Origin of the sequence: Aeromonas sp. sif2433, assembly GCF_019218705.1 — a bacterium.
In the GTDB taxonomy this organism is placed as follows: domain Bacteria; phylum Pseudomonadota; class Gammaproteobacteria; order Enterobacterales; family Aeromonadaceae; genus Aeromonas; species Aeromonas encheleia.
Map to the genome: position 1 here is coordinate 176,007 of NZ_JAHUXD010000003.1, position 20,110 is coordinate 196,116.

General features: G+C 61.5%; 19 protein-coding genes. 7 read left to right on the forward strand and 12 right to left on the reverse strand.

Going from position 1 to position 20,110, the window contains the following annotated elements:
• The first annotated feature begins 219 nt into the window (after positions 1-219).
• From KW825_RS06250 to KW825_RS06270, 5 genes are all read left to right on the forward strand, one after another.
• Positions 220-1,710, forward strand: a complete 1,491-nt coding sequence (locus KW825_RS06250) for a peptide MFS transporter (RefSeq protein WP_371315781.1) — start codon at positions 220-222, stop codon at positions 1,708-1,710.
• Positions 1,711-1,976: 266 nt separating this feature from the next.
• Positions 1,977-2,357, forward strand: a complete 381-nt coding sequence (locus tag KW825_RS06255; protein WP_218328645.1) for a VOC family protein — start codon at positions 1,977-1,979, stop codon at positions 2,355-2,357.
• 230 nt (positions 2,358-2,587) lie between these two features.
• On the forward strand, positions 2,588-2,839 hold the full coding sequence (locus KW825_RS06260; RefSeq protein ID WP_042652013.1) for a hypothetical protein: 252 nt from the start codon (positions 2,588-2,590) through the stop codon (positions 2,837-2,839).
• A gap of 80 nt (positions 2,840-2,919) precedes the next feature.
• Positions 2,920-3,294, forward strand: a complete 375-nt coding sequence (locus tag KW825_RS06265) for a hypothetical protein (RefSeq protein ID WP_218328646.1) — start codon at positions 2,920-2,922, stop codon at positions 3,292-3,294.
• Positions 3,295-3,800: 506 nt separating this feature from the next.
• Positions 3,801-4,598 (forward strand): CPBP family intramembrane glutamic endopeptidase, encoded by a 798-nt coding sequence (locus KW825_RS06270; RefSeq protein ID WP_218328647.1) that lies wholly within the window; start codon positions 3,801-3,803, stop codon positions 4,596-4,598.
• A 126-nt stretch (positions 4,599-4,724) separates the two neighbouring features.
• Here the strand turns inward: KW825_RS06270 and KW825_RS06275 are convergent, their stop codons facing one another.
• Positions 4,725-4,937: a hypothetical protein gene (locus KW825_RS06275; RefSeq protein ID WP_218328648.1), complete on the reverse strand. Its 213-nt coding sequence runs from the start codon at positions 4,935-4,937 to the stop codon at positions 4,725-4,727.
• 920 nt (positions 4,938-5,857) lie between these two features.
• On the opposite strand from KW825_RS06275, the gene KW825_RS06280 reads away from it, so the two are divergent.
• Positions 5,858-7,024 (forward strand): serine hydrolase, encoded by a 1,167-nt coding sequence (locus KW825_RS06280; protein WP_218328649.1) that lies wholly within the window; start codon positions 5,858-5,860, stop codon positions 7,022-7,024.
• Between the two features lie 178 nt (positions 7,025-7,202).
• Here the strand turns inward: KW825_RS06280 and parC are convergent, their stop codons facing one another.
• From parC to nudF, 11 genes are all read right to left on the reverse strand, one after another.
• A complete protein-coding gene (parC, locus tag KW825_RS06285) occupies positions 7,203-9,497 on the reverse strand; it encodes a DNA topoisomerase IV subunit A (RefSeq protein WP_218328650.1) in 2,295 nt (764 codons plus the stop codon).
• Positions 9,498-9,580: 83 nt separating this feature from the next.
• Positions 9,581-11,470 (reverse strand): DNA topoisomerase IV subunit B, encoded by a 1,890-nt coding sequence (parE, locus tag KW825_RS06290; RefSeq protein WP_218328651.1) that lies wholly within the window; start codon positions 11,468-11,470, stop codon positions 9,581-9,583.
• A 116-nt stretch (positions 11,471-11,586) separates the two neighbouring features.
• The gene (locus tag KW825_RS06295) at positions 11,587-13,602 is read right to left on the reverse strand and encodes an FUSC family protein (protein ID WP_218328652.1); all 2,016 of its coding nucleotides are present in this window, start codon (positions 13,600-13,602) and stop codon (positions 11,587-11,589) included.
• Position 13,603: 1 nt separating this feature from the next.
• Positions 13,604-14,470, reverse strand: a complete 867-nt coding sequence (locus KW825_RS06300; RefSeq protein ID WP_218328653.1) for an HlyD family secretion protein — start codon at positions 14,468-14,470, stop codon at positions 13,604-13,606.
• The gene (locus KW825_RS06305; protein ID WP_084228248.1) at positions 14,463-14,684 is read right to left on the reverse strand and encodes a DUF1656 domain-containing protein; all 222 of its coding nucleotides are present in this window, start codon (positions 14,682-14,684) and stop codon (positions 14,463-14,465) included. Before KW825_RS06305 ends, KW825_RS06300 begins: the two co-directional genes overlap by 8 nt.
• 121 nt (positions 14,685-14,805) lie before the next feature.
• The gene (locus tag KW825_RS06310) at positions 14,806-15,201 is read right to left on the reverse strand and encodes a GFA family protein (RefSeq protein ID WP_218328654.1); all 396 of its coding nucleotides are present in this window, start codon (positions 15,199-15,201) and stop codon (positions 14,806-14,808) included.
• Between the two features lie 36 nt (positions 15,202-15,237).
• Positions 15,238-15,861 carry an NUDIX hydrolase gene (locus tag KW825_RS06315; protein WP_218328655.1) on the reverse strand — a complete coding sequence of 208 codons (624 nt, stop codon included), beginning with the start codon at positions 15,859-15,861 and terminating at the stop codon, positions 15,238-15,240.
• A 2-nt stretch (positions 15,862-15,863) separates the two neighbouring features.
• Positions 15,864-16,451, reverse strand: a complete 588-nt coding sequence (locus tag KW825_RS06320; RefSeq protein WP_218328656.1) for a YqiA/YcfP family alpha/beta fold hydrolase — start codon at positions 16,449-16,451, stop codon at positions 15,864-15,866.
• Between the two features lie 10 nt (positions 16,452-16,461).
• Positions 16,462-17,280, reverse strand: a complete 819-nt coding sequence (gene cpdA / locus KW825_RS06325) for a 3',5'-cyclic-AMP phosphodiesterase (RefSeq protein ID WP_218328657.1) — start codon at positions 17,278-17,280, stop codon at positions 16,462-16,464.
• 26 nt (positions 17,281-17,306) lie between these two features.
• On the reverse strand, positions 17,307-17,705 hold the full coding sequence (locus KW825_RS06330) for a DUF1249 domain-containing protein (protein ID WP_256351942.1): 399 nt from the start codon (positions 17,703-17,705) through the stop codon (positions 17,307-17,309).
• A gap of 46 nt (positions 17,706-17,751) precedes the next feature.
• Positions 17,752-18,393, reverse strand: coding sequence for an ADP-ribose diphosphatase (gene nudF / locus KW825_RS06335; RefSeq protein WP_218291089.1), 642 nt, complete (start codon positions 18,391-18,393; stop codon positions 17,752-17,754).
• 309 nt (positions 18,394-18,702) lie between these two features.
• On the opposite strand from nudF, the gene tolC reads away from it, so the two are divergent.
• Complete coding sequence (gene tolC, locus KW825_RS06340) at positions 18,703-20,028, forward strand: outer membrane channel protein TolC (RefSeq protein WP_042652000.1); 1,326 nt, start codon at positions 18,703-18,705, stop codon at positions 20,026-20,028.
• The last annotated feature ends 82 nt before the right edge of the window (positions 20,029-20,110 follow it).

The following is a 20,110-nucleotide window of genomic DNA, read 5'->3' on the forward strand; positions in this document are numbered from 1 at the left end:
GTGACCAAGCCGTCACAGCAAAAGAATAAAAAGTCAGAATAAATTGATAAACAACAATTAATCGTTCGGGATTAAATTTAAGGTCTGGCAATTTGCCCGGGCTGGTCGCTAAATGTCGATCCAGCCTTGAAACCCGCAGGACGCACAACAGGCTAACCGGCAGCAGACCGGTACGCTCTCAGGATGAGTTGTGATTTTCCCTCTCACAGGAGACAAGCCGTGAGCGCTTCGACCCCAGCTTCTCATCACGCCAGCGTCCCCCCGGGCTCGGGTGCCCTGTTCTTCATCCAGACCTTCGCCACCTTGGGCTTTGCCGTGCTCTACTCCACTCTGGTGCTCTACGCCACCAAGCGGCTCGGCTTCAGCGAATCCCAGGCCAACGCCATGATGGGGATCTTCGGCGCCTTCAACTACGGCCTGCACCTGTTTGGTGGCTACCTCGGCGGGCGCTACCTCAGCAACCGCAACCTGTTCGTCATGGGCATGGTGTTGCAGGTGATCGGCTGTTACCTGATCGCCGAGAGGGGGATCAGCGGCCTCTATTGGGGGCTCGCCATGTTCCTCACCGGCAGCGGCCTCAACGTCACCTGCCTCAACATGATGCTGACCCAGCGCTTCGCCCCCGACGATCACCGCCGCGAGAACGCCTTCCTGTGGAACTACGCCGGCATGAACCTGGGCTTCTTCATCGGCTTCTCGGTGGCGGGCTACTTCCAGCTGACCGAGGACTACCGCACCCTGTTCCTGTTCGCCACCCTGGGCAACGTGCTGGCCATCATCGCCACCCTCTGCTTCTGGCCCATTCTGGCGGATATCAACACCCCGCTGCGCCACATCAAGGGGCGCGGCTTCTACCTGCGCATGCTCGGCGGCCTCGCCATCCTGGCCCTGCTGGTGCCGGCCCTGCGCCTGCTGCTGACCCACGCCAGCTTCAGCGGCAGCTTCGTGCTGCTGCTGGGGGCCATGGTACTGGTGCTGCTCTGCGTGATAACGGCGCGCCATCGGGATCCGGCCGAGCGCAGCCGCATGGTGGCCTACCTCATTCTGGCCCTCGGCTCCCTCATCTTCTGGTCCCTCTACCAGCTGGCGCCCATGGGGCTGATGCTGTTCTCCGAGCACAACATCAACCTCAATGTGTTCGGCTGGCAAGTCGCCCCCCAGTGGATCCAGAACATCAACACCCTGGTCATCGTCATCGGCGGCCCCCTGATGGCCCTGCTGTTCAAGCGCCTGCGCGAGCAGGGCTGGCGCATCGACATCCCCTCCCAGTTTGCCGCCTCCCTGTTCTGCATGGGGCTGGGGATGCTGGTGCTGCCGGTGGGCATCCATCTGGCGGGGGCGGACGGTCTGGTCGCCTTCAAGTGGATCGCCATCAGCTATGTGCTGCAGAGCCTGGGGGAGCTGCTCATCTCCCCCATCGGCTACGCCATGATAGGCAAATTGGCCCCCGCCAGCCTGCAGGGGCTGATGATGGGCTGCTGGATGATGGTGACCGGCGTCGCCTCCGTGCTGGCGGGCTATGTCTCCGCCGCCATGCCGCAAAACAGTGGCAGCACCCCGATCGCCACCAATCCGGGCTACGGCTCGGTGTTCAATATGCTGGGCTGGGGTTCCCTCGCAGGTGGCCTGATCCTGTTGCTGCTGGTGCCCCGTCTGCGCCAGCTGATCGCCGCCAGATTTACCCCGTCGGTGACGCCCGTCACCGCCTGATCGCACTTTGGCTCGGTCATTGCAGCCAATCACGCAGAGGGCAATGCGCCCATGCTTGATGACAGCACAGGAGTGGCTGGCCCCCCATGGCGGGTAGCAAATGTGCCCCGGCAGAAGCTGTCACTGCAAGTGCGGCCCATCCCATCCATCCTTATAACGCCCGGCCTGACCGGGCGTTGTCCTATCCGTGGCTTGCTGCCCCATAATCTGGCTTGGGATGGGTGAAGACAGGCTTGGGCCCACAGGCTGTTTCAGGAGGCGTGCAGATGGCGCAGGATGAGCAAAGACCGCCGGTTGGCGTGGCCCATGTGATGTTGCAGACCGACCGGATGAAGGAGTCCGCCCGCTTCATGCGCCAGCTCGGCATGAGGCCCATCTTCGACGGGCCTGAGGTCAGCGTCTACGAGCTGCGCGGCGGCACCCACCTGCTCCTGATGCGACGGGATCGGGTCCTGGCGGGCGAGGCCCCGTTCGATCTGATGGTCGACGATCTGCACGAGACCCACCGCCGCCTGAGCGCCCTGGGGCTTGCGCCCTCGCCGATCGAGGCGCGCCCCGCCATCGGCCACGAGGTCTTTACCCTGCGCGAGCCAGCCGGCCACCTTCTCAGCGTCTTCTCCAGCCACGCCTCGGGCAAGCCCATATGACAGGCCTGGCACCCCACATCGCCGCTAGCAGAGCATCAGGCCGCACGAGGCGCGATCGGCCGCCATTGCCCTACGCCAATTATGTTCGCACAGGATTGATGACCCCGCGCCGATCAGGCGCCCTACCTCGTTAGCATCATTGGCCTACAACTTGTCAGGGATATAATGACTCCCCCATACCAGTAGCAGGGGAGCAAGGCATGAGCAGAAAACCCGACAGGATCACCGCGATGCAGCAGATCATCGATGCCGTGAAGCAGGAATTCCCGCTCTATCAGCCTGATACCTTCAGATGCGGGCCGGACAATACTTGCATCGGCTGCCCCAAGAAGCTGATGGAGCTGGTGGATACAGATCTGTCCTATTGGCAATATCAGATCGATCGCGGCATCCCGCCCACCTTCGACGAGCTCTATAGTTTTGGCAAGATGTGCAAGAACATCCGCCGGGCGCTGGTGCGCAATGGCCGGATCCCCGCCTGATATTGCCAGCTGTCCACGAACGGTCGATCAGGCAGCCCTGCGCCGATACTGATGGCAGGGGAAGAGCCAAGGAGAAGAGCATGACCCAGGAAAGGATCCAGACCCAGTACCGGCTCGCCGGCCCCTTTGCCACTCAGGCCGAGCTGGAGCAGGCGATCGCCCGGGCGATAGAGGCCCACAGGCGGGACTTCTTCCCCCTGCTGGAGCGGCTGGTGGATGAGGGAAATCCCGGGGTCAATCTGAGCCAGGAGCACCCGCCGCACGTGCTGGGCATCGAACTCGACCAGAACGGCACTCAGGGTCTGGCCCAGCTCAGTTACGAATCCAACTTCTTCGAGGGCTGCCTGATCGTCGACGAATACGAGCAGCACCAGCTCAGCGTGCCCTTCAGCCTGCAAGACAATCTGCTGATCTTCGACGTCGAGCTGCCCATCGCCTGGAATTTCAATAACTAAGACTCAACCCCCTCTGCCAAATGGAGAGGGAATAAACCCGCTTTCCACTATCGCAACGCCACGTCGGATCCTGCTCCGCAGGCGCTGTCTTTACGCCCTTCTCCCACTCTTTGCATGGAAAGGGGAGAAGGGCCGAGGATGAGGCCATCGCTGCGGGAACAACCGACACAGAGCAAAAGTTGAATCGTGGGTGACAACCACCCAGTTGTTACTAAATGAACCAGATTGTATTAAGAAAGTGACAGAGAAACATGTCATTACAAATTATAAGGGTGGACATCAATTGAGCATTTAACTCTCTTGGTGATATAAGCATGTTTTCGACGAAGAAAAATAAACACTTTATAGCTAACTGTATGCAGGGAATGCACAGGCTACTGGCTCTCACTTTCTTTGTTGCGACCTTGATTGTTAAAGTTTAAATAAAGGCGCGAGAGTGACCGACTAGCCATATCATCTGATGTGCAGTCGCGCCCTGACAAACGAATTAAATATCGAGCATCACCATGAGCGAATATAAATCTGTGGCCATAACGACATTGAATGACAGTGATTGTTATGGCTTCGAGCGAAAGAGTGCCGGGGACTTCCCTTTTTATCGCCAAGAGCCTCATGCATTATCCACCCGTGGCTGGGTGTTGATCCTGCTTGGCGTGGTGCTGGGCTTCGCAGCGCTGACGGCCCCCATGGCGTTTTATAAGACCACAATGGGCGGCTTTGTACCCGCCATCCTGTTCCCTCTCATCCCCCTGGTCGTGCTCGCCATGGTGGCGGGTCCAGCATGGCGGGCACTGTTTAGAAAGCCTGGGCTGCGGGATCTCGTCTTGATGATGGCAATTGCTGGCGCCAATATCCTGGTGTCCGTTATCGTTGCCTTATTGCTGCAGCATGTTTTCCAGATGAATGGCAATCCTGTGAGCAACATGCTGGCAGAAGCCTCCAATACGGCACGCATCCTCTTTTATTTAAAAACGGCGCCTCAACTCTTCGGCGAGGAGGTGGTCTCCATACTGCCTTTTCTGGCCATCCTCTGGTTCTGTCACATAAAGCTCAACATGACTCGCAAGCGGGCGCTGCTTGCAGCCTGGCTCTGCACTGCACTCATCTTCGGTGCATTGCACCTGCCAACTTATGGCTGGAATTTCCTGCAATGTTTTCTGGTTATCGGGACCGCTCGCATAGTGCTGTTAAGCGGCTACATCATCACCAAAAACATCTGGGTATCGACCGGCGCACACATCATCAATGATTGGCTGCTGTTTACCATCATGGTGGTCTTTCTGGGTGGCCATGCCGGCATATAAAGCAACAGGCTGGGGCATGATCACAAGAAAGGAGCCTTGCCGACTCCTTTCGTCATTACCCAGCGCATATAAAAGGCGAGGCCCTTGCCTCGCCTCTGCCCGCTTCAGGTGAGCATCAGGTGAGCATCAGGTGAGATAGTAACGCCACGACCTGATCGGCTCTGCGTAACCGACCCGGACGCAGAAGGGGGCAAGCTCATGATTGGCCTGCTCCAGGCTGAGGGGCTGGTGAGTATCCTCCCGACACCACTGCACGAACTCGTCGCTGTTGAAGCTGTAGTGATCCCCGTGAAAGACTCCGTGGGCCTCGATAAGCCCTATGGCTTTCTCTGTTTCCATGATTGGCCTCCTGGCACTGTGCTGTTCCCTTCAATGTTAGCGAGTAGGGGCGATTTGCGAGGCCTAATCGGCCATATCCTTGCCCTGCGGCAATTGGCAAAGGGGAGACAAGAGGATTGCCAACAGGACAGCGGCAGCCGATTTTCACGAACGTCTGATTACGCTGCGCTAATCAAACCTACGGCCCTCCATATCCCTGACGCCATCCTACACGCCCCCTTCTCCCCTTGCGGGAGAAGTATCGGGGATGAGGGGAAGTAAGCCATTAACGTAGGGTGCAATAAGCGCAGCGCATTGCACCGGCAGCAAGCGGGATATAAATTGCGGTGCAATTCACGTTGTTCATTGCACCCTACTTACTATTAAAACAACGGTTGCACGTAAATTTAAATATTCTGGAAAAGTATCGCGTAATTTTGCTGGTGAATTGACTGAGCAGCAATGCCAAGCAATTGATCTGTTATTTGATATTAAATAAGAAAGTAGGGTGTCGGTTGGGCTGAGCTCATGAAGCCCAACATCGACCATTAGTGGTTGTTTATTGCTCTTTGCTAAATTTTTCGCGGACGTCTGATTACGCTTCGCTAATCAAACCTACGGCCCTGGCATGCCTCTGGGATGGAGTAATGCTGGTCGAACACCAGAGTCGCCGCCTGCATTTTGAAGTCGGCGGAAAAGGAACGTCGCGTTTTCTTGGTCATGAACACCTCTGTCTGCGGTATGACATTCTACCGCGTTAATGAGTGTCCAAATTCAGTGAACCACTACATTTTGACTGACGGCTTTGTGCCAAAAGCGGACTTCATTATTTACTTAAGAATACATAACCCTCAGGTACAGCCTCCGCACTAAAGTGCAATTTCTCTTGAACGTGCAATCGGTTATATTTCTATGACTACAACCATAGGGAGTAACCCTCAATGAACCCAGATATCGTTCCTGCTTCGCTTGGTTTGAATAAGGATGCGCTCTCCCGACTTGGTGACTCTATTCAGGCCGACATCGACAGCGGGAAGCATTTTGGTGCTTCGATCCTTGTCGCCCGGCATGGTCAGGTGGCTTACCAAGCAAGCTTCGGGACGGTGGCCCCTGGTCGTTCTCCATCTGCTGACGACCGATACTTGCTCATGTCAATGTCGAAGGCCTACACCGCGACACTCGTTCTCAAAGCGATTGATGAAGGTCGTTTCGGCCTCGATACACGCATCGCGGACCTCGTTCCAGGCTTCGGCGCACTGGGCAAGCAGCGGGCGACCGTGCGGCAGTTGCTGGCACACACCGCTGGGCTGCCGTTCGGTCTCGTCCCGCCTCCGCTGGGCTTGGACAAGGTCGGCAACCTCGCGCTTAAGGCTGCTGCGATGTGCGCATTGCCTGCGGCTTACATTCCCGGCACCAAATGCATCTATACATCCGGCATAGGCTACGATCTGCTAGGCCAAATCCTCGTCAATACCGATCCGAAAAAGCGTGGTTTCAATCGAATAGCACAAGAGGATTTGTTCACACCGTTGGGCATGACGAACAGCAGCTTCGCGTGCGCAATCGACGATCCTCGACGGGTTCCAGTGTCATTTACCGAATCGAATACTGGACCCACCACACCGATGCTTCTGCGCCTTTTCAACGAGTTCCTTGACGGGGAAGCGGAGATGCCGAGCGGAAATGCGTTTTGCACGATAAATGATGTCTTCCGTTTCACAGAAGTCTTCCGCGGGCGCGGAACGGCCCACGGCCAGCGAGTTCTTTCGCCAGCACTCTTCGACTACGCACGGCAAGACCATACAACGGGCTTGATTAACGATGCGACCGCATTCGAGGTCGAAGAGCGCGGCCTCGACGATTTCCCGGCGCACTTTACCTTGCTCGGTGGCTATGTCCGGGGGAGTGGCCACATCCTGAACGCGACCGGACACACCGCATCACCACAAAGTATCGCGGCGGTCGGTGGTGCCTCCACGGCATGGATGATTGACCCCGAGCGTGATCTAACAGTCATCTTCCTGTCAGCCGGCTTCATCGAAGGGCTGCGCCATATCGAACGGGTGCAACGCATCAACGACCTCGCCCTCGCGGCAGTCGATCCATAACAAAGTGAGGGGGCGCAAAGAGAACGTACGATGCAAACACACTGGTTCTACATCGTTGATGCAGGGCCGTAGGTTGGGCTGAGCTTACGAAGCCCAACACCTACCACCAGCAATAAATTTAATATTCACTGTTCATATCAAATAAAAAGGGAGCGAATTATTCGCCCCCTTTTCTATATCAACTTTCCGAACTCTCCCCCGCTTCCGGCTCTGCCCCGGCAGCAGCTTCAATCTCTATCCTATCCACCCGCTGCAAACCGCGGGGCAGCTTGGCGCCACGGCGGCCGCGCTCGCCGCGGTAGTAGTCGAGGTCGGATGGCTTGAGGGTCAGCTTGCGCTTGCCGGCGAACAGGGTGACATATTGCCCCTGCGGTATGATGGCGGCCATCACCATAAACTCCTCCCGCGCCTTGACGCGAGCGGAGGGGATGCTGATCAGCTTGTTGCCCTTGCCCTTGCCGAGCACCGGCAGGGTGCTGAGCGGGAACAGCAGCATGCGCCCCTCGTTGGAGATGGCCATGCAGAGATCGGTCTCCGGCGAGCCGATCTTCTGGGGGGCCATCACCAGGCCCCCTTCCGGCACGCTGAGCAGCGCCTTGCCGTTCTTGTTCTTGCCGATGAGATCGTCATAGGTGCAGACGAAGCCATAACCGGCATCGGAACAGATGAGGTAGGGTTCCCCCTCGTTGCCCATCACCAGATGACGCACCTCCTCGCCGGCTCCCAGCGCGAAGCGGCCGGTGAGCGGCTCGCCCTGACTGCGGGCGGAGGGCAGGGTGTGGGCCTCCAGCGCATAGGTTCTCCCCAGGGTGGAGAGGAACACCGCTTGCTGGTTGCTGCGGCCACAGGCGTGGGCCAGATAGCCATCCCCCGCCTTGTAGGAGAGGCCTTCCACGTCCACGTCGTGACCCTTGGCGGCCCGCACCCAGCCCGCGCCTGACAGGATGACGGTGACCGGCTCACTCGGCACCAGCTCCTTCTCGGTCAGCGCCACCGCGGTGGCACGCTCCACCAGCGGGGTGCGGCGATCGTCGCCGTACTTCTCGGCGTCCGCCAGCAGCTCCTTCTTGAGCAGGGTGTTGAGGCGGCGCTCTGAACCCAGCAGCAGCTCCAGCTTGTCGCGTTCGATGGCCAGCTCATCTTGCTCGGCGCGCAGCTTGAACTCTTCCAGCTTGGCCAGGTGGCGCAGTTTCAGCTCGAGGATCGCCTCGGCCTGGGTCTCGCTGATGTTGAAGCGCTCAATCATCACCTTGCCCGGCTCATCCTCGGTACGGATGATCTCGATCACCTCGTCGATGTTGAGGTAGGCGACCAGCAAGCCTTCGAGGATGTGCAGGCGGGACAGCACCTTGTCGAGGCGATACTGCAGGCGACGGCGCACCGTCTCGCGGCGGAAGACGATCCACTCGGACAGGATCATCTTGAGGGTCTTCACCTGGGGTCTGTTGTCCAGCCCCAGTATGTTGAGGTTGACCCGGTAGTTCTTCTCCAGATCCGTGGTGGCGAACAGGTGGGCCATCAGCCCCTCCATGTCCACCCGGTTGGAGCGGGGGATGATCACCAGCCGGGTCGGGTTCTCGTGATCCGACTCGTCCCGCAGGTCGCTGACCATGGGCAGCTTCTTGGCCACCATCTGGGCGGCGATCTGCTCCATGATCTTGGCGCCAGAGGCCTGATGGGGTAGCGCCGTGATGACGATGTCGCCATCCTCCTCGCTCCACACCGCCCGCTGCTTGATGGAGCCCTTGCCGGTCTCGTAGATTTTACGGATGTCATCGCGCGGGGTGATGATCTCGGCGCTGGTCGGGTAGTCCGGCCCCTGGATGTGTTGCATCAGCACATCCAGCCCGGCATCGGGGTTGTCCAGCAGTTCGGCACAGGCCAGGGCCACTTCCCGCGCGTTGTGGGGCGGGATGTCGGTCGCCATGCCCACGGCGATGCCGGTGATGCCGTTGAGCAGTATGTGGGGCAGGCGGGCGGGCAGCACCACCGGCTCCTTCATGGTGCCGTCGAAGTTCGGGGTCCACTCCACGGTGCCCTGGCCGAGCTCGGAGAGCAGCAGCTCGGAGAAGCGCGACAGCCGCGCCTCGGTGTAACGCATGGCGGCGAAGGACTTGGGATCGTCCGGCGCCCCCCAGTTGCCCTGACCGTCCACCAGCGGGTAGCGGTAGGAGAAGGGCTGGGCCATCAGCACCATGGCCTCGTAACAGGCGCTGTCGCCGTGGGGGTGGTACTTACCCAGCACATCACCCACGGTACGGGCGGACTTCTTGTGCTTGGAGAGGGCCGACAGACCCAGCTCGCTCATGGCGTAGATGATGCGCCGCTGCACGGGTTTGAGGCCATCGCCGATGTGGGGCAGGGCCCTGTCCATGATGACGTACATGGAGTAGTTCAAGTAAGCCTGTTCGGTAAAGGTGCGCATGGGCTGGCGCTCTACCCCATCCAGACTGAGCTCGATAGCATCACTCATGTGATTTTCTCTTTCGGTTCGGGAGCCGCCACAGGGCGACTCCGGCTAAATGCTTGCTGGCCCGTACAGGACCAGCCGACGGCTTAGATGATGGCGAGGTTGCCCTTCTCTTCCAGCCACTCCCGGCGATCCGGGGCGCGCTTCTTGGCCAGCAGCATGTCCATCAGCTGCAGGGTATCTTCCCCCTGCTCGTCCATGGTGAGCTGCACCAGCCGGCGGGTGTTGGGATCCATGGTGGTTTCCCGCAGCTGTTTCGGGTTCATCTCACCCAGCCCCTTGAATCGGGTCACCATCACCTTGCCCTTCTTCTTCTCGGCCTCGACCCGCTGCAGCACGCCGTTCTTCTCGTCCTCGTCGAGGGCATAGAACACCTCCTTGCCGATGTCGATCCGGTAGAGCGGCGGCATGGCCACATAGACGTGGCCCTTGTTGACCAGGGTGCGGAAGTGCTTCACAAACAGGGCGCACAGCAGGGTGGCGATGTGCAGACCGTCGGAGTCCGCATCCGCCAGTATGCACACCTTGCCATAGCGCAGGCCGGAGAGATCCTCGGAGTCCGGATCCAGACCGATGGCCACCGAGATGTCGTGCACTTCCTGTGAGGCGAGCACCTGACCGGCCTCCACCTCCCAGGTGTTCAGGATCTTGCCGCGCAGCGGCATGATGGCCTGGAACTCGCGATCCCGCGCCTGCTTGGCGCTGCCGCCCGCGGAGTCACCCTCCACCAGGAACAGCTCCCCCTGCATGGGGTCGGCGCAGTTGCAGTCGGTGAGTTTGCCGGGCAAGGCCGGACCCTGGGTAATCTTCTTGCGCACCACCGTCTTGGCGGCGCGCAGCCGGCGCTGGGCGCTGCTGATGCAGATCTCGGCGATCTGCTCCGCCAGCTCGGTGTTGCTGTTCAGGTAGAGGCTGAAGGCATCCTTCACCACCCCGGACACGAAGGCCGAGCTCTGGCGCGACGACAGCCGCTCCTTGGTCTGACCGGCGAACTGGGGATCCTGCATCTTGACCGAGAGGATGTAGGCGCAGCGATCCCAGATGTCTTCCGGGGTCAGCTTGACCCCGCGCGGCAGCAGATTGCGGAACTCGCAGAACTCGCGCATGGCGTCGAGCAAGCCCTGGCGCAGGCCGTTGACATGGGTGCCGCCCAGCGCGGTGGGGATCAGGTTCACATAGGATTCGGCCAGGCACTCGCCCCCCTCCGGCAGCCAGCACAGCGCCCAGTCCACCGCGGACTGCTCGGTGCTGAAGGCGCCGATGAAGGGCTGCTCCGGCAGGCAGGTGAACTGCTTGACCGCATCGATCAGGTAATCCTTGAGGCCATCTTCGTAGCACCACTCCAGCTTGATGCCGGTGTTCTTGTCGAGGAACTTGATGGTGAGGCCGGGACAGAGCACGGCCTTGGCCTTGAGCAGGTGCTCCAGCTTGCTGACAGAGAAACGGGGCGAGTCGAAGTAGCTCGCCTGGGGCCAGAAGCGCACCCGGGTGCCGGTGTTGCGGCGGCCGCAGGTGCCGCTGATGGTCAGCTCCTGCACCTTGTCGCCGCGCTCGAAGGCGATGTCATAGACCTGGCCGTCGCGACGCACCGTCACCTCGACCCGGTCGGAGAGCGCGTTCACCACAGAGATGCCCACCCCGTGCAGACCGCCGGAGAACTGGTAGTTCTTGTTGGAGAACTTGCCACCCGCGTGCAGCTTGCAGAGGATGAGTTCCACCCCCGAGACCCCCTCCTCCGGGTGAATGTCGACCGGCATGCCACGGCCGTCATCGATCACCTCGAGGGACTGGTCTTCAAACAGCGTCACCTCCAGGGTGCGGGCATGGCCCGCCAGCGCCTCGTCGACGCTGTTGTCGATGACCTCCTGGCCGAGGTGATTGGGCCTGGTGGTGTCGGTGTACATGCCGGGGCGACGACGCACCGGTTCGAGGCCATTGAGGACCTCAATGGCATCCGCATTGTATTGAGTGGACATGGAGGGCCTTGCGAATTGACGTTTGGGGAGGATCTTACTCGTTGGGACGGCGTTGGACAAACCCGGCGGTGGCAAAGGGTGATCCAGGCCGGCCGTGGCGGCCGTACTGGCCGGGATCAGGTGGCATCTGACGCCAGGGGCAGTGCCTGCAACAGCTGGGACAGGGAACAATGGAGCCGCCACACCAGGCCCGCCAGCTCCTGGGCCGCCGGCTCCCGGTGTCCCGCCAGCCCCCGGCTGATGCGATCCAGCTCGGCCAGAGTCAGGCCGAGGGAGTCATGCTGCACCCCACCCTCGGTGAGGATCCCTCGCAGGCAGCGCACGCAGCCGTCCCGCACCAGATAGAGTGCCGGCTCCTTGCCGCGCCACTGCCTGAGTTGCCAGACGATGTGACTGCAGTTGAGCAGCACCACGCCCCAGCGCAGCACCCAGAGCCGGGCGCCCTGATCCCGGCCCTGGCTGAGCTGGCCGACCGCGTGGTAGACCCTGGACTCGAACTCGCTCTCGCTCTGCTGCGGCGTCGGGGCCAGTTGATCCATGAAATCCCGGCGCAGGCGGCGGATCAGCCGTCGGCTCTTGCGCCGATCCGAGCTGGGCCGCAGGATCTGGAAGGCCAGCCCGGCCACCATCACCCCCAGCACCTTGCCGATGCTGTCGTTGACGAACTCTTGATAGTCGTAGCTCGGCGGGTTGGTGATGGCGAGGAAGGAGCCGAGCAGCACTATGAGCTGTCCCCAGAGCGCCGCCGATGACGGGCGCTGCAACTTGAGCAGCTGCATGGTGATCAGGGCCGGGAACAGCAGGGCGCAGAACAGCCAGAAGTCGTCGATGCGGATCATCAACCCGAACTTGACCCCGAAGCAGACCAGGCTCAGCACCAGGATCGCCTGCAGCATGGTGGTCACCCCCTTCACCGGGGTGGCGCCCCCCGAGTAGAGCACGCAGCAGATGGAGAGCAGGGTCAGCGCCGAGGCCCCCGACTCCCACTGGGTGTTGATCCAGAAGGCGCAGCCCAGCACTACGCAGAGGAAGGTACGGCCGCCGTTGTAGGCCGCCTCTAGGCTGTCGGTGTGCTGGGTGAGCGAGCTGTGGCGCGGCGGCGCCGGCCACTCCTGGCCGTCATAGGGTGTCAGCCGGCTCAGCCAGCGCTGGCACTCCAGATAACTCCAGCAGAAATGGCGCAGCCGCAGCCAGAAGGTGCGCCGGCGAAAATCGCCCTCCGCCCCGGCCACGAAGGGCGCCAGCAGACGGGCGATGCGGAGCTTGTCGCAGTCCGGCTCGGCCAGCGCGCTCAGCAGGGACCCCAACAGCGGCTGCAACGTCTGGGGTTGCTCAGGCCAGTGTTGCAGCATGCGGCGCAGCCCCGAGATGAGGCTGATCATCCGCAGCTGGCGGTGCAGCAGGAAGTTGAGCAGCCTGTTGTGGCGCCGCAGCCGGTGGTGGCTCCACACCGCCTGGATGCGCAGCACATTCATGGTGAGGATCTGGCCTATCATCCCCTCGTGGGCGCTGCGCACATCGGCGCCGGCCTCCCCCAGCCACAGCAACTGGGCATGCTCCAGCAACCGGTGCTGGCTCTTGCACAGCGACGCCAGCAGGGTCTCCCCGTCCGAGGTGCTCGGCAGTATCATCATCAGCAGGCCGCCGCAGAGGATGCCGACGATCACCTCGCTCACCCTGGACTGGGCGATGTCGAAGATGTGCTGGGGATCGTCCACATCGACGCAGGAGAAGGCGATGATGGCCGCGGTGTAACCCGCCAGGGCGAAGGCGTAGGAGACGTTGTTCTGGTAGTGGTTGGAGACGTAGGTGCAGAGCCCGAGCCAGAGCGCGATGAGGAAGCTGAACAGCCAGGGATCGGCGATGCCGAGGCCGTTGATCACCACCGCCGCCATGGCGCCGATGAGGCTGCCCAGCACCCGCCCCAGGCTCTTGCTGATGACACCGCCGACGGTGGGGAAGCTCACCACCGCGGCCGAGGTCATGGCCCAGTAGGGGGCATCCAGCTGCAACACGAACGCCAGCCAGAGCGACAGACACATGGCCAGGCTGTTGCGCAGGGCATAGCGCCACTGGCTCTCATTGGCCTGGGTCCAGGGCGTCCGTTGCCAGAGCGATCCCCCGCTTGCCACCCTAGTCGCCTATGGTGATGGTGCAGGTGGTGCCCGCGATCAGCGCCAGCTCGGGCGGCACCTCCAGCAGGCGGATCCGCACCGGCACCCGCTGCGCCAGCCGCACCCAGGGCACGTTCGGCTTGACGTCAAGCAGCAGGCCGTCACTCCCCTCCACGCTCTGATCGTGGATGGCGCGCCCTATGCTCTCCACCTCCCCCTTGAGTGCTTGCTCCCCGCTGTAGAGCACCATCTGCGCCGGTTGGCCCGGCCGGATGTGCCTGAGCTTGGTCTCCTCGAAATAGCCCTGCACGTAGAAGGAGTGGATGTCCACCAGGGCCACCAGCGGTACCCCGGCGCTGGCATAGTTGCCGACCCGGGTCTGCAGGTTGGTGATGTAGCCGTCGCTGGAGGCGTGCAGCTCGGTCTTGGCGAGCGACCACCTGGCCTGCTCCAGATCGGCCTGGGCCACCTGATAGGCGGCCCGCATCGCCTGGGCGTTGAGGCTGGACTCGTCGACCGCCTCGGCGGAGATGACGGTGCGGGCCAGGCTCTGCCGGCGATGGGCCTCGTGCTCGGCCTTGTCGAGATCCGACTTGGCCTTGGCCAGGGCCGCATTGGCGTTGTCGAGCGCGATCCGGTAGGGCTCGGGATCCAGGCTGAACAGAACGTCACCCATCTTGACCAGCTGGTTGTCCTGCACCCAGATCCGGGTGATCTTGCCCGACACCTCAGGCGTGATGCTGACCAGCTCGGCCCGCACCTTGCCATCCCGGGTCCAGGGGCCCTGCATGTAGTAGTTCCACAGCCACCAGCCCGCCGCCAGCGCCAGGGCGCACACCAGCAGGGTGGAGAAGTATTTGAGGGTCGCGAGCGGTGATTTAGCCATGTAGCAATATCCATAAGGCGCCACTGACGGCGAGGACGAACAGGGAGAGATCCATCAACAGGGGGTGCCAGACATCCCCGCTGTAGAGCCAGTCGCGCAGCAGATGATGGGCAGGCAGCCAGCCCAGCAGGCCGAGCAGCACCGCCTTGAACAGGGGCGGAAAGTAGAGCGAGGCCCCCAGGATCAGATCCGGCAGCGCTGAAGCGGTCGTCACAGGCGTGCTCCCTATTGGCGAGAGGAGGACAGAGGAAATCGGCGATGGCCCGCTCGAGGGCAGGCAGGCCAAGGTTAACACAGCCATTTCGGCGGCTACAGAAGCAGATGACGCCCCAAGGTCACCGATCGGCCGGATGGTTGATGCCATCCCGCAGCGGCACCTCACCGATCTCGAACGGATTGACCCCCTCGAGGCAGGCGAGGTTGTAACCATACTCGGCCGGATTGGAGCGGCGCTGATGGTGGGTGTAGATGCCACAGAGGCCGCAGAAGTAATGGCGGGCGGTACGAGTGTTGAACTGGTAGCAGCGCAGCGCCGCCTCCCCTTGCAGGATGCGGATGCCCGCCAGCGGCACAGAGGCGACGATGGCACCGCGCCGCCGGCAGAGGGAGCAGTCGCAGCGGCGCGGATCCACCACCCCATCCGGCAGGCTGAGCTCCAGCACCACGGCCCCGCAATGACAGCTGGCCCTGTGTTGCGCCTGAATGGGGGTATTGCCGATGCGCTTGATCATATGGCCTCCTTGCCGCCGGGCCTTGGCCCGCTTGTCTCAATCGAACAGGGTATCTTGTCGCCCTTGCCGCACATGGGCATGCAGGGTGCGCAGCTGGGATGCCACCACCCGGTGGCGGGAGAGCGGGGGCAGCTGGTCGATGGGGAAGTAGGCCGCGCCCTGGGTCTCGTCGGTCTCGGTGAGCAGTTGCCCTCCCGTCACCTCGCACAGGAAGAACGCCTTGTGGGCATGGGGCAGCTGTGGCGGATGGGGGTGCCTGAGCTTGTCGAACAGCGCCAGCAGCCGAACGGCCCGGCACTCGAGTCCGGTCTCCTCGACCACTTCCCGCACCACGGCCCCCGCCGGCGAGTCGCCGATGTCGCACCAGCCCCCCGGCAGGGTCCAGCAGCCATCGCTGCGCTCCTGCACCAGCAGCAACCGCCCCTGCTCATCGAGGATCAGCGCCCGCACATCCAGCTTGGGGGTGGGGTAACCGCTGTCGAGGGCGATCCAGTCGGCGATGGCCGCCGGATCCAGCTCGCTCTGGCTGACCATCAGGGCGACCGTGGCCGCTCTCAATGCCTCGAAACGGCCGATATCGAAGGGATCTTTGGAGTAGGTGAGGCCCGCTTGCGCCGTGGCCAGCACCTGTTCCAGAAAGGCGGCCAACGGCGGTTGCATGGCTAGAGCCCGAGGAAGCGGACTATCTGGGCCGGGTAGCGCTCGAACCCCATGAAGGCGTGATTGCCACCGCACTCCAGCGACAGGCGGGCGAAGCGATACTCGGCCAGCGTCTTGCGGTAGTCGAGCACCTCGTCCTCCTGCTGTTGCAGGACCCAGAGCCGCCCGGGGGCCGTCACCGGCACCGCCAGTCCCTGCAGCTCATCCATGTGCCGCGGCAGCAGCTCATAGCGCTCATCGGTATAGGGATTGGTCTGGGGACCGAGGTAGTCGCAGAGCAGCTCGTGGGGGCGCACCGCCGGGTTGATCAGGGCGGCGCGGCAGCCATACAACTCACTGACTCTGGTCGCCATAAAGCCGCCGAGGGAGCTGCCCACGGCGCCGAGTCGCAGCCTCTGGCCATGACGGGCGGTGGCCTCCTCTATGGTCTGCTCTATGGCCGCCCAGGCCGCCGCCGGGGTGTTGGGCTGGGCCGGGATCAGCAGCTCGATATCGGGCCTGTGCCGGGCGACCCAGGCCGCCATCTGCTGCGCCTTGGCCGAACCGGGCGATGAATTGAAACCGTGCAGATACAAGAGGACGGGCTTCATGCAGGCCTCCTCAATAACCGGTGGCATGGGGATCGGGCACGAACTGCCCCACCGGCAGGCGCCACACCTGGCTGGCGATCCGGCCATCCGGATGCAGGGTGAGATAGCGCCAGCCAGGGCCGGACTCGTCCAGCGCGAAGCCATCGGACAGCGGCTTGAACTGGATGCAGGTGGAGGGGCTGGCGATGAGCCTAACCCCCTGATGCACCTCGTCAAACTCCTGATGCACATGGCCAAACAAGATGGTCTTCTGCTGCGGATGACGGGCCAGCACCGCGAACAGGTCATCGGCATTCTTGAGATTGTGCTGATCCAGCCAGGCGCAACCGACCGGCACGGCCTGATGGTGCAGGGCGATGAGGGCGTGACGATCCGGGTGCTGACGCAGGGCCTGATCCAGCGTCGCCAGCTGGTGATCGCCGAGCACGCCGTGGGGTTTGCCGCGCACCTGGGTATCCAGCAGGATCACCTGCCAGTGATCCCCCACCAGCTGCTTGGCCTCGCTGATCCCGGCCGCATGCAGGTACTCGGTCATCAGGGGGCCGTCATCATGGTTGCCGGGCAGCCAGTAGATGGGGCGCGCCAGCGGGGCCATCATGGTGGCGAAGCGCAGATAGGATTCCGGGCTGTGATCCTGAGACAGATCGCCGGTGGCCAGGATCAGATCGAACGGATGGGCGTTGTCCTGCACCCGCGCCAGCACGGCAGCCAGGCTCTCAGCGGTACGCACGGCCAGCAGTCGTCCCTCGGCGCTGGCGAAGAGATGGGTGTCGGTAATCTGTAACAGACGCACGCTTCCGTCCGGCGCCTGGGGTAGCTCTGTTTCCAAAATCACGCTTCTTTATATGAGTTCAACTAGAGGATGTTTATCAGGCTGGTGCCATGCTTGAGACAAAATTTTAGCCAGTCGGCCAGGAACAGATTTACCTGCTCTTTTTCATCCCTGTGGTGCATTTTTTTATTGGGATAATCATAACGTGGTTGCAACATCGAAATCTGTTGCGCGGCACACACTTCCGCCATCCGCACATCATGATACAAACGAATCTCTATACGAGCCTGCAAGTAGCTCGCCAATTCGGGATTGTGCTGGGCCAGGATCACCTGGCTGGTGAAGCGGCTCTCCCCGCTGACGGTGAGCTGGAACTGCAAGCCGTTGCCGACCTGATAGCGGCGCTCGGCTCCCATACCGCCAGGAGGCAGCAGCTTCATCAAGGCCATGTAATTGACCTCGCAGGTGCGCTGCAGGGACATCAGATCCGGCACATAGCGCCGGCTCTGTTGCAGGGTCAGCGCCACCTCAGCGCCCCGCCAGCCAGCGGGCCCGCAGATCCGCGTGATTGAGCGCCAGCCACTGCAAGGCGATGACGGAGGCGGCGTTGTCGATGCGACCCTCTTTCAGCCAGGCATAGGCCTGCTCGCGGCTCACCACGTGCACCCGGATGTCCTCACCCTCTTCCGCCAGACCGTGGATCCCCCCGGCCTTGCTGGCATCAACCTCGCCGACAAAGACTTCGATCCGCTCGGTGCTGCCGCCCGGGCTCACCATATAGCTGATGGCATGTTCGCAGCGCCCCACCTCGAGCCCCGCCTCTTCCACCGCCTCCCGGCGCACCACGACCTCGGCGGTCTCCCCTTCATCTATGATGCCGGCCACCAGCTCCAGCAACCAGGGGGTGGGGCTGGTCTCCATGGCGCCGATCCTGAACTGCTCCACCAGCACTATCTGGTCCAGCACGGGGTCATAAGGCAGCAGCGCGGCCGCATGACCGCGCTCGAACAGCTCGCGCACTATGGGCTCATTCCAGCCGCCCTCAAATAACCTGTGCTGCAGACGGTAGACGTTTACTTTGAAGAAACCATTGTATCCAGATGATTTTTCGATGATTTTCACATCGCTACCGGAGTAGTGACTGGTTTGTGGCAAGGCTTGCTGTGACATACGACACTCCTGCCAGCTTGACTTGGCTAGGTTTGACCATAATATTCGGGAACATGAATGAACGTTCATTCACTCGTTCTCGCTGACGATGAGGGATGGATTTTAGCAGCCACAGGCTATTTGGCTAGGCGCGTAGCCGAGAAAAACTCGCCCTGACTCTTGACGTTCCTGTCGCTGGAAAAGAGACAGTTCGCATTAAATTCTGCTTATAGTAGAGTGGTTAAGCTGAAATCAAGCTTGCTCGATGACAATCCCCCCTCTCCATCCAGCGGACAGCTTTGGGTTGATATATAAGGTTAAAACTATCATATGAAAAGAACACTCTTGTCAGTCATGGTGATGCTGGGCGTGAGCACCGCTGCTCATGCCGAAAACCTGCTCCAGATCTACCAACAGGCTCAGATCAAAGATACCCAACTGCTGGAGTCCAAGGCGAGACGGGATCAAGCCTTCGAGAAGATCAACGAATCACGCGCCGCCTTGCTGCCGCAGATCAACCTGGGCGCCGGTCTGAACTATCTGCAGAACAAAGACGATACCATGACCAACAGTAACGCCTCAGGTACTGTGACCCTGGATCAGTCCGTCTATCGCCGCAGCAACTGGGTCAATCTGGACCTGACCGAGAAGAGCGCCACCCAATCCGACGTGGGCTACAACCTCGAGATCCAGAACCTGATGCTGCGTACCGCCCAGGCCTATTTCGACGTGCTCAAGGCGATGGATACCCTGGAATTCGTGCGTGCCAACAAGGTCGCGGTCGAGCGTCAGCTGGAACAGACCCAGCAGCGATTCGAAGTGGGCCTGACCGCCATCACCGACGTGCACGAAGCCGAGGCCGAACGTGACCAGGCGCTGGCAGACGAGATCAATGCCGAGAACACCCTGGACAACAGCTACGAGAGCCTGCGTGAGCTGACCGGCATCGATCACCGCCAGCTGGACGTGCTCAACACCGCCCGCTTCACCCCGCAGAAGACCCCGTTCAACTCCGACAAGTGGCTGGAGCTGGCACTGGACAAGAACCTGGAGCTGCACAGCGCCCGCATCGGCAAGGACATCGCCAAGGAACAGATCGACTTGGCCAAGACGGGTCATGAGCCGACCCTGGATCTCGGTGCCGGCCTCACCGCCGGTTACAACGACTACAAGGACGAGATCCGCAACCCCGAGAGCAGCAGCAACGAGGCCAACGTCGGCCTGAACTTCAAGCTGCCGCTCTACACCGGTGGAGCCACCACCTCCCTGGTCAAGCAGGCGCAGTTCAACTACGTGGCCGCCAGCGAGCAGCTGGAGCGCAGCTTCCGCTCGGTGCAGAGCACGGTCCGTTCTTCTTACAACAACGTGAACGCCAGCATCGGCTCGGTGCGCGCCTACAGCCAGTCCGTCATCTCCGCCGACAGCGCCCTGAAGGCGACCGAGGCCGGTTATGAAGTGGGGACCCGTACCATAGTCGACGTGCTGGACTCCACCCGCAAGCTGTACCAGGCCAAGCAGAAACTGTCCGAGGCCCGCTACAACTACATCCTCAGCATCCTCTCTCTCAAGCAGGCCGCCGGCACGCTGGAGCAGAAGGATCTGGAAGACGTGAACCAGGGGCTGATGCCAGCCGCCCAGGTGACGACCAAGTCCTGAGCCTGACTCCAGGCATGCAAAAGGCGACCCTAGGGTCGCCTTTTTGTTATCCGATGATGCGCGGCGATAACCGCCGTGAACA

Bases quoted from the DNA above. Each gene is read 5' to 3' on its own strand.
- KW825_RS06260 (WP_042652013.1), top strand. From the start codon at position 2,588: ATGCAGCAGATCATCGATGCCGTGAAGCAGGAATTCCCGCTCTATCAG.
- KW825_RS06275 (WP_218328648.1), bottom strand. From the start codon at position 4,937: ATGGAAACAGAGAAAGCCATAGGGCTTATCGAGGCCCACGGAGTCTTT.
- KW825_RS06320 (WP_218328656.1), bottom strand. From the start codon at position 16,451: ATGAAGCCCGTCCTCTTGTATCTGCACGGTTTCAATTCATCGCCCGGT.
- KW825_RS06270 (WP_218328647.1), top strand. From the start codon at position 3,801: ATGAGCGAATATAAATCTGTGGCCATAACGACATTGAATGACAGTGAT.
- KW825_RS06315 (WP_218328655.1), bottom strand. From the start codon at position 15,861: ATGCAACCGCCGTTGGCCGCCTTTCTGGAACAGGTGCTGGCCACGGCG.
- KW825_RS06330 (WP_256351942.1), bottom strand. From the start codon at position 17,705: ATGTCCCTGCAGCGCACCTGCGAGGTCAATTACATGGCCTTGATGAAG.
- KW825_RS06265 (WP_218328646.1), top strand. From the start codon at position 2,920: ATGACCCAGGAAAGGATCCAGACCCAGTACCGGCTCGCCGGCCCCTTT.
- KW825_RS06310 (WP_218328654.1), bottom strand. From the start codon at position 15,201: ATGATCAAGCGCATCGGCAATACCCCCATTCAGGCGCAACACAGGGCC.
- parE (WP_218328651.1), bottom strand. From the start codon at position 11,470: ATGTCCACTCAATACAATGCGGATGCCATTGAGGTCCTCAATGGCCTC.
- parC (WP_218328650.1), bottom strand. From the start codon at position 9,497: ATGAGTGATGCTATCGAGCTCAGTCTGGATGGGGTAGAGCGCCAGCCC.
- KW825_RS06280 (WP_218328649.1), top strand. From the start codon at position 5,858: ATGAACCCAGATATCGTTCCTGCTTCGCTTGGTTTGAATAAGGATGCG.
- KW825_RS06255 (WP_218328645.1), top strand. From the start codon at position 1,977: ATGGCGCAGGATGAGCAAAGACCGCCGGTTGGCGTGGCCCATGTGATG.
- nudF (WP_218291089.1), bottom strand. From the start codon at position 18,393: ATGTCACAGCAAGCCTTGCCACAAACCAGTCACTACTCCGGTAGCGAT.
- tolC (WP_042652000.1), top strand. From the start codon at position 18,703: ATGAAAAGAACACTCTTGTCAGTCATGGTGATGCTGGGCGTGAGCACC.
- KW825_RS06300 (WP_218328653.1), bottom strand. From the start codon at position 14,470: ATGGCTAAATCACCGCTCGCGACCCTCAAATACTTCTCCACCCTGCTG.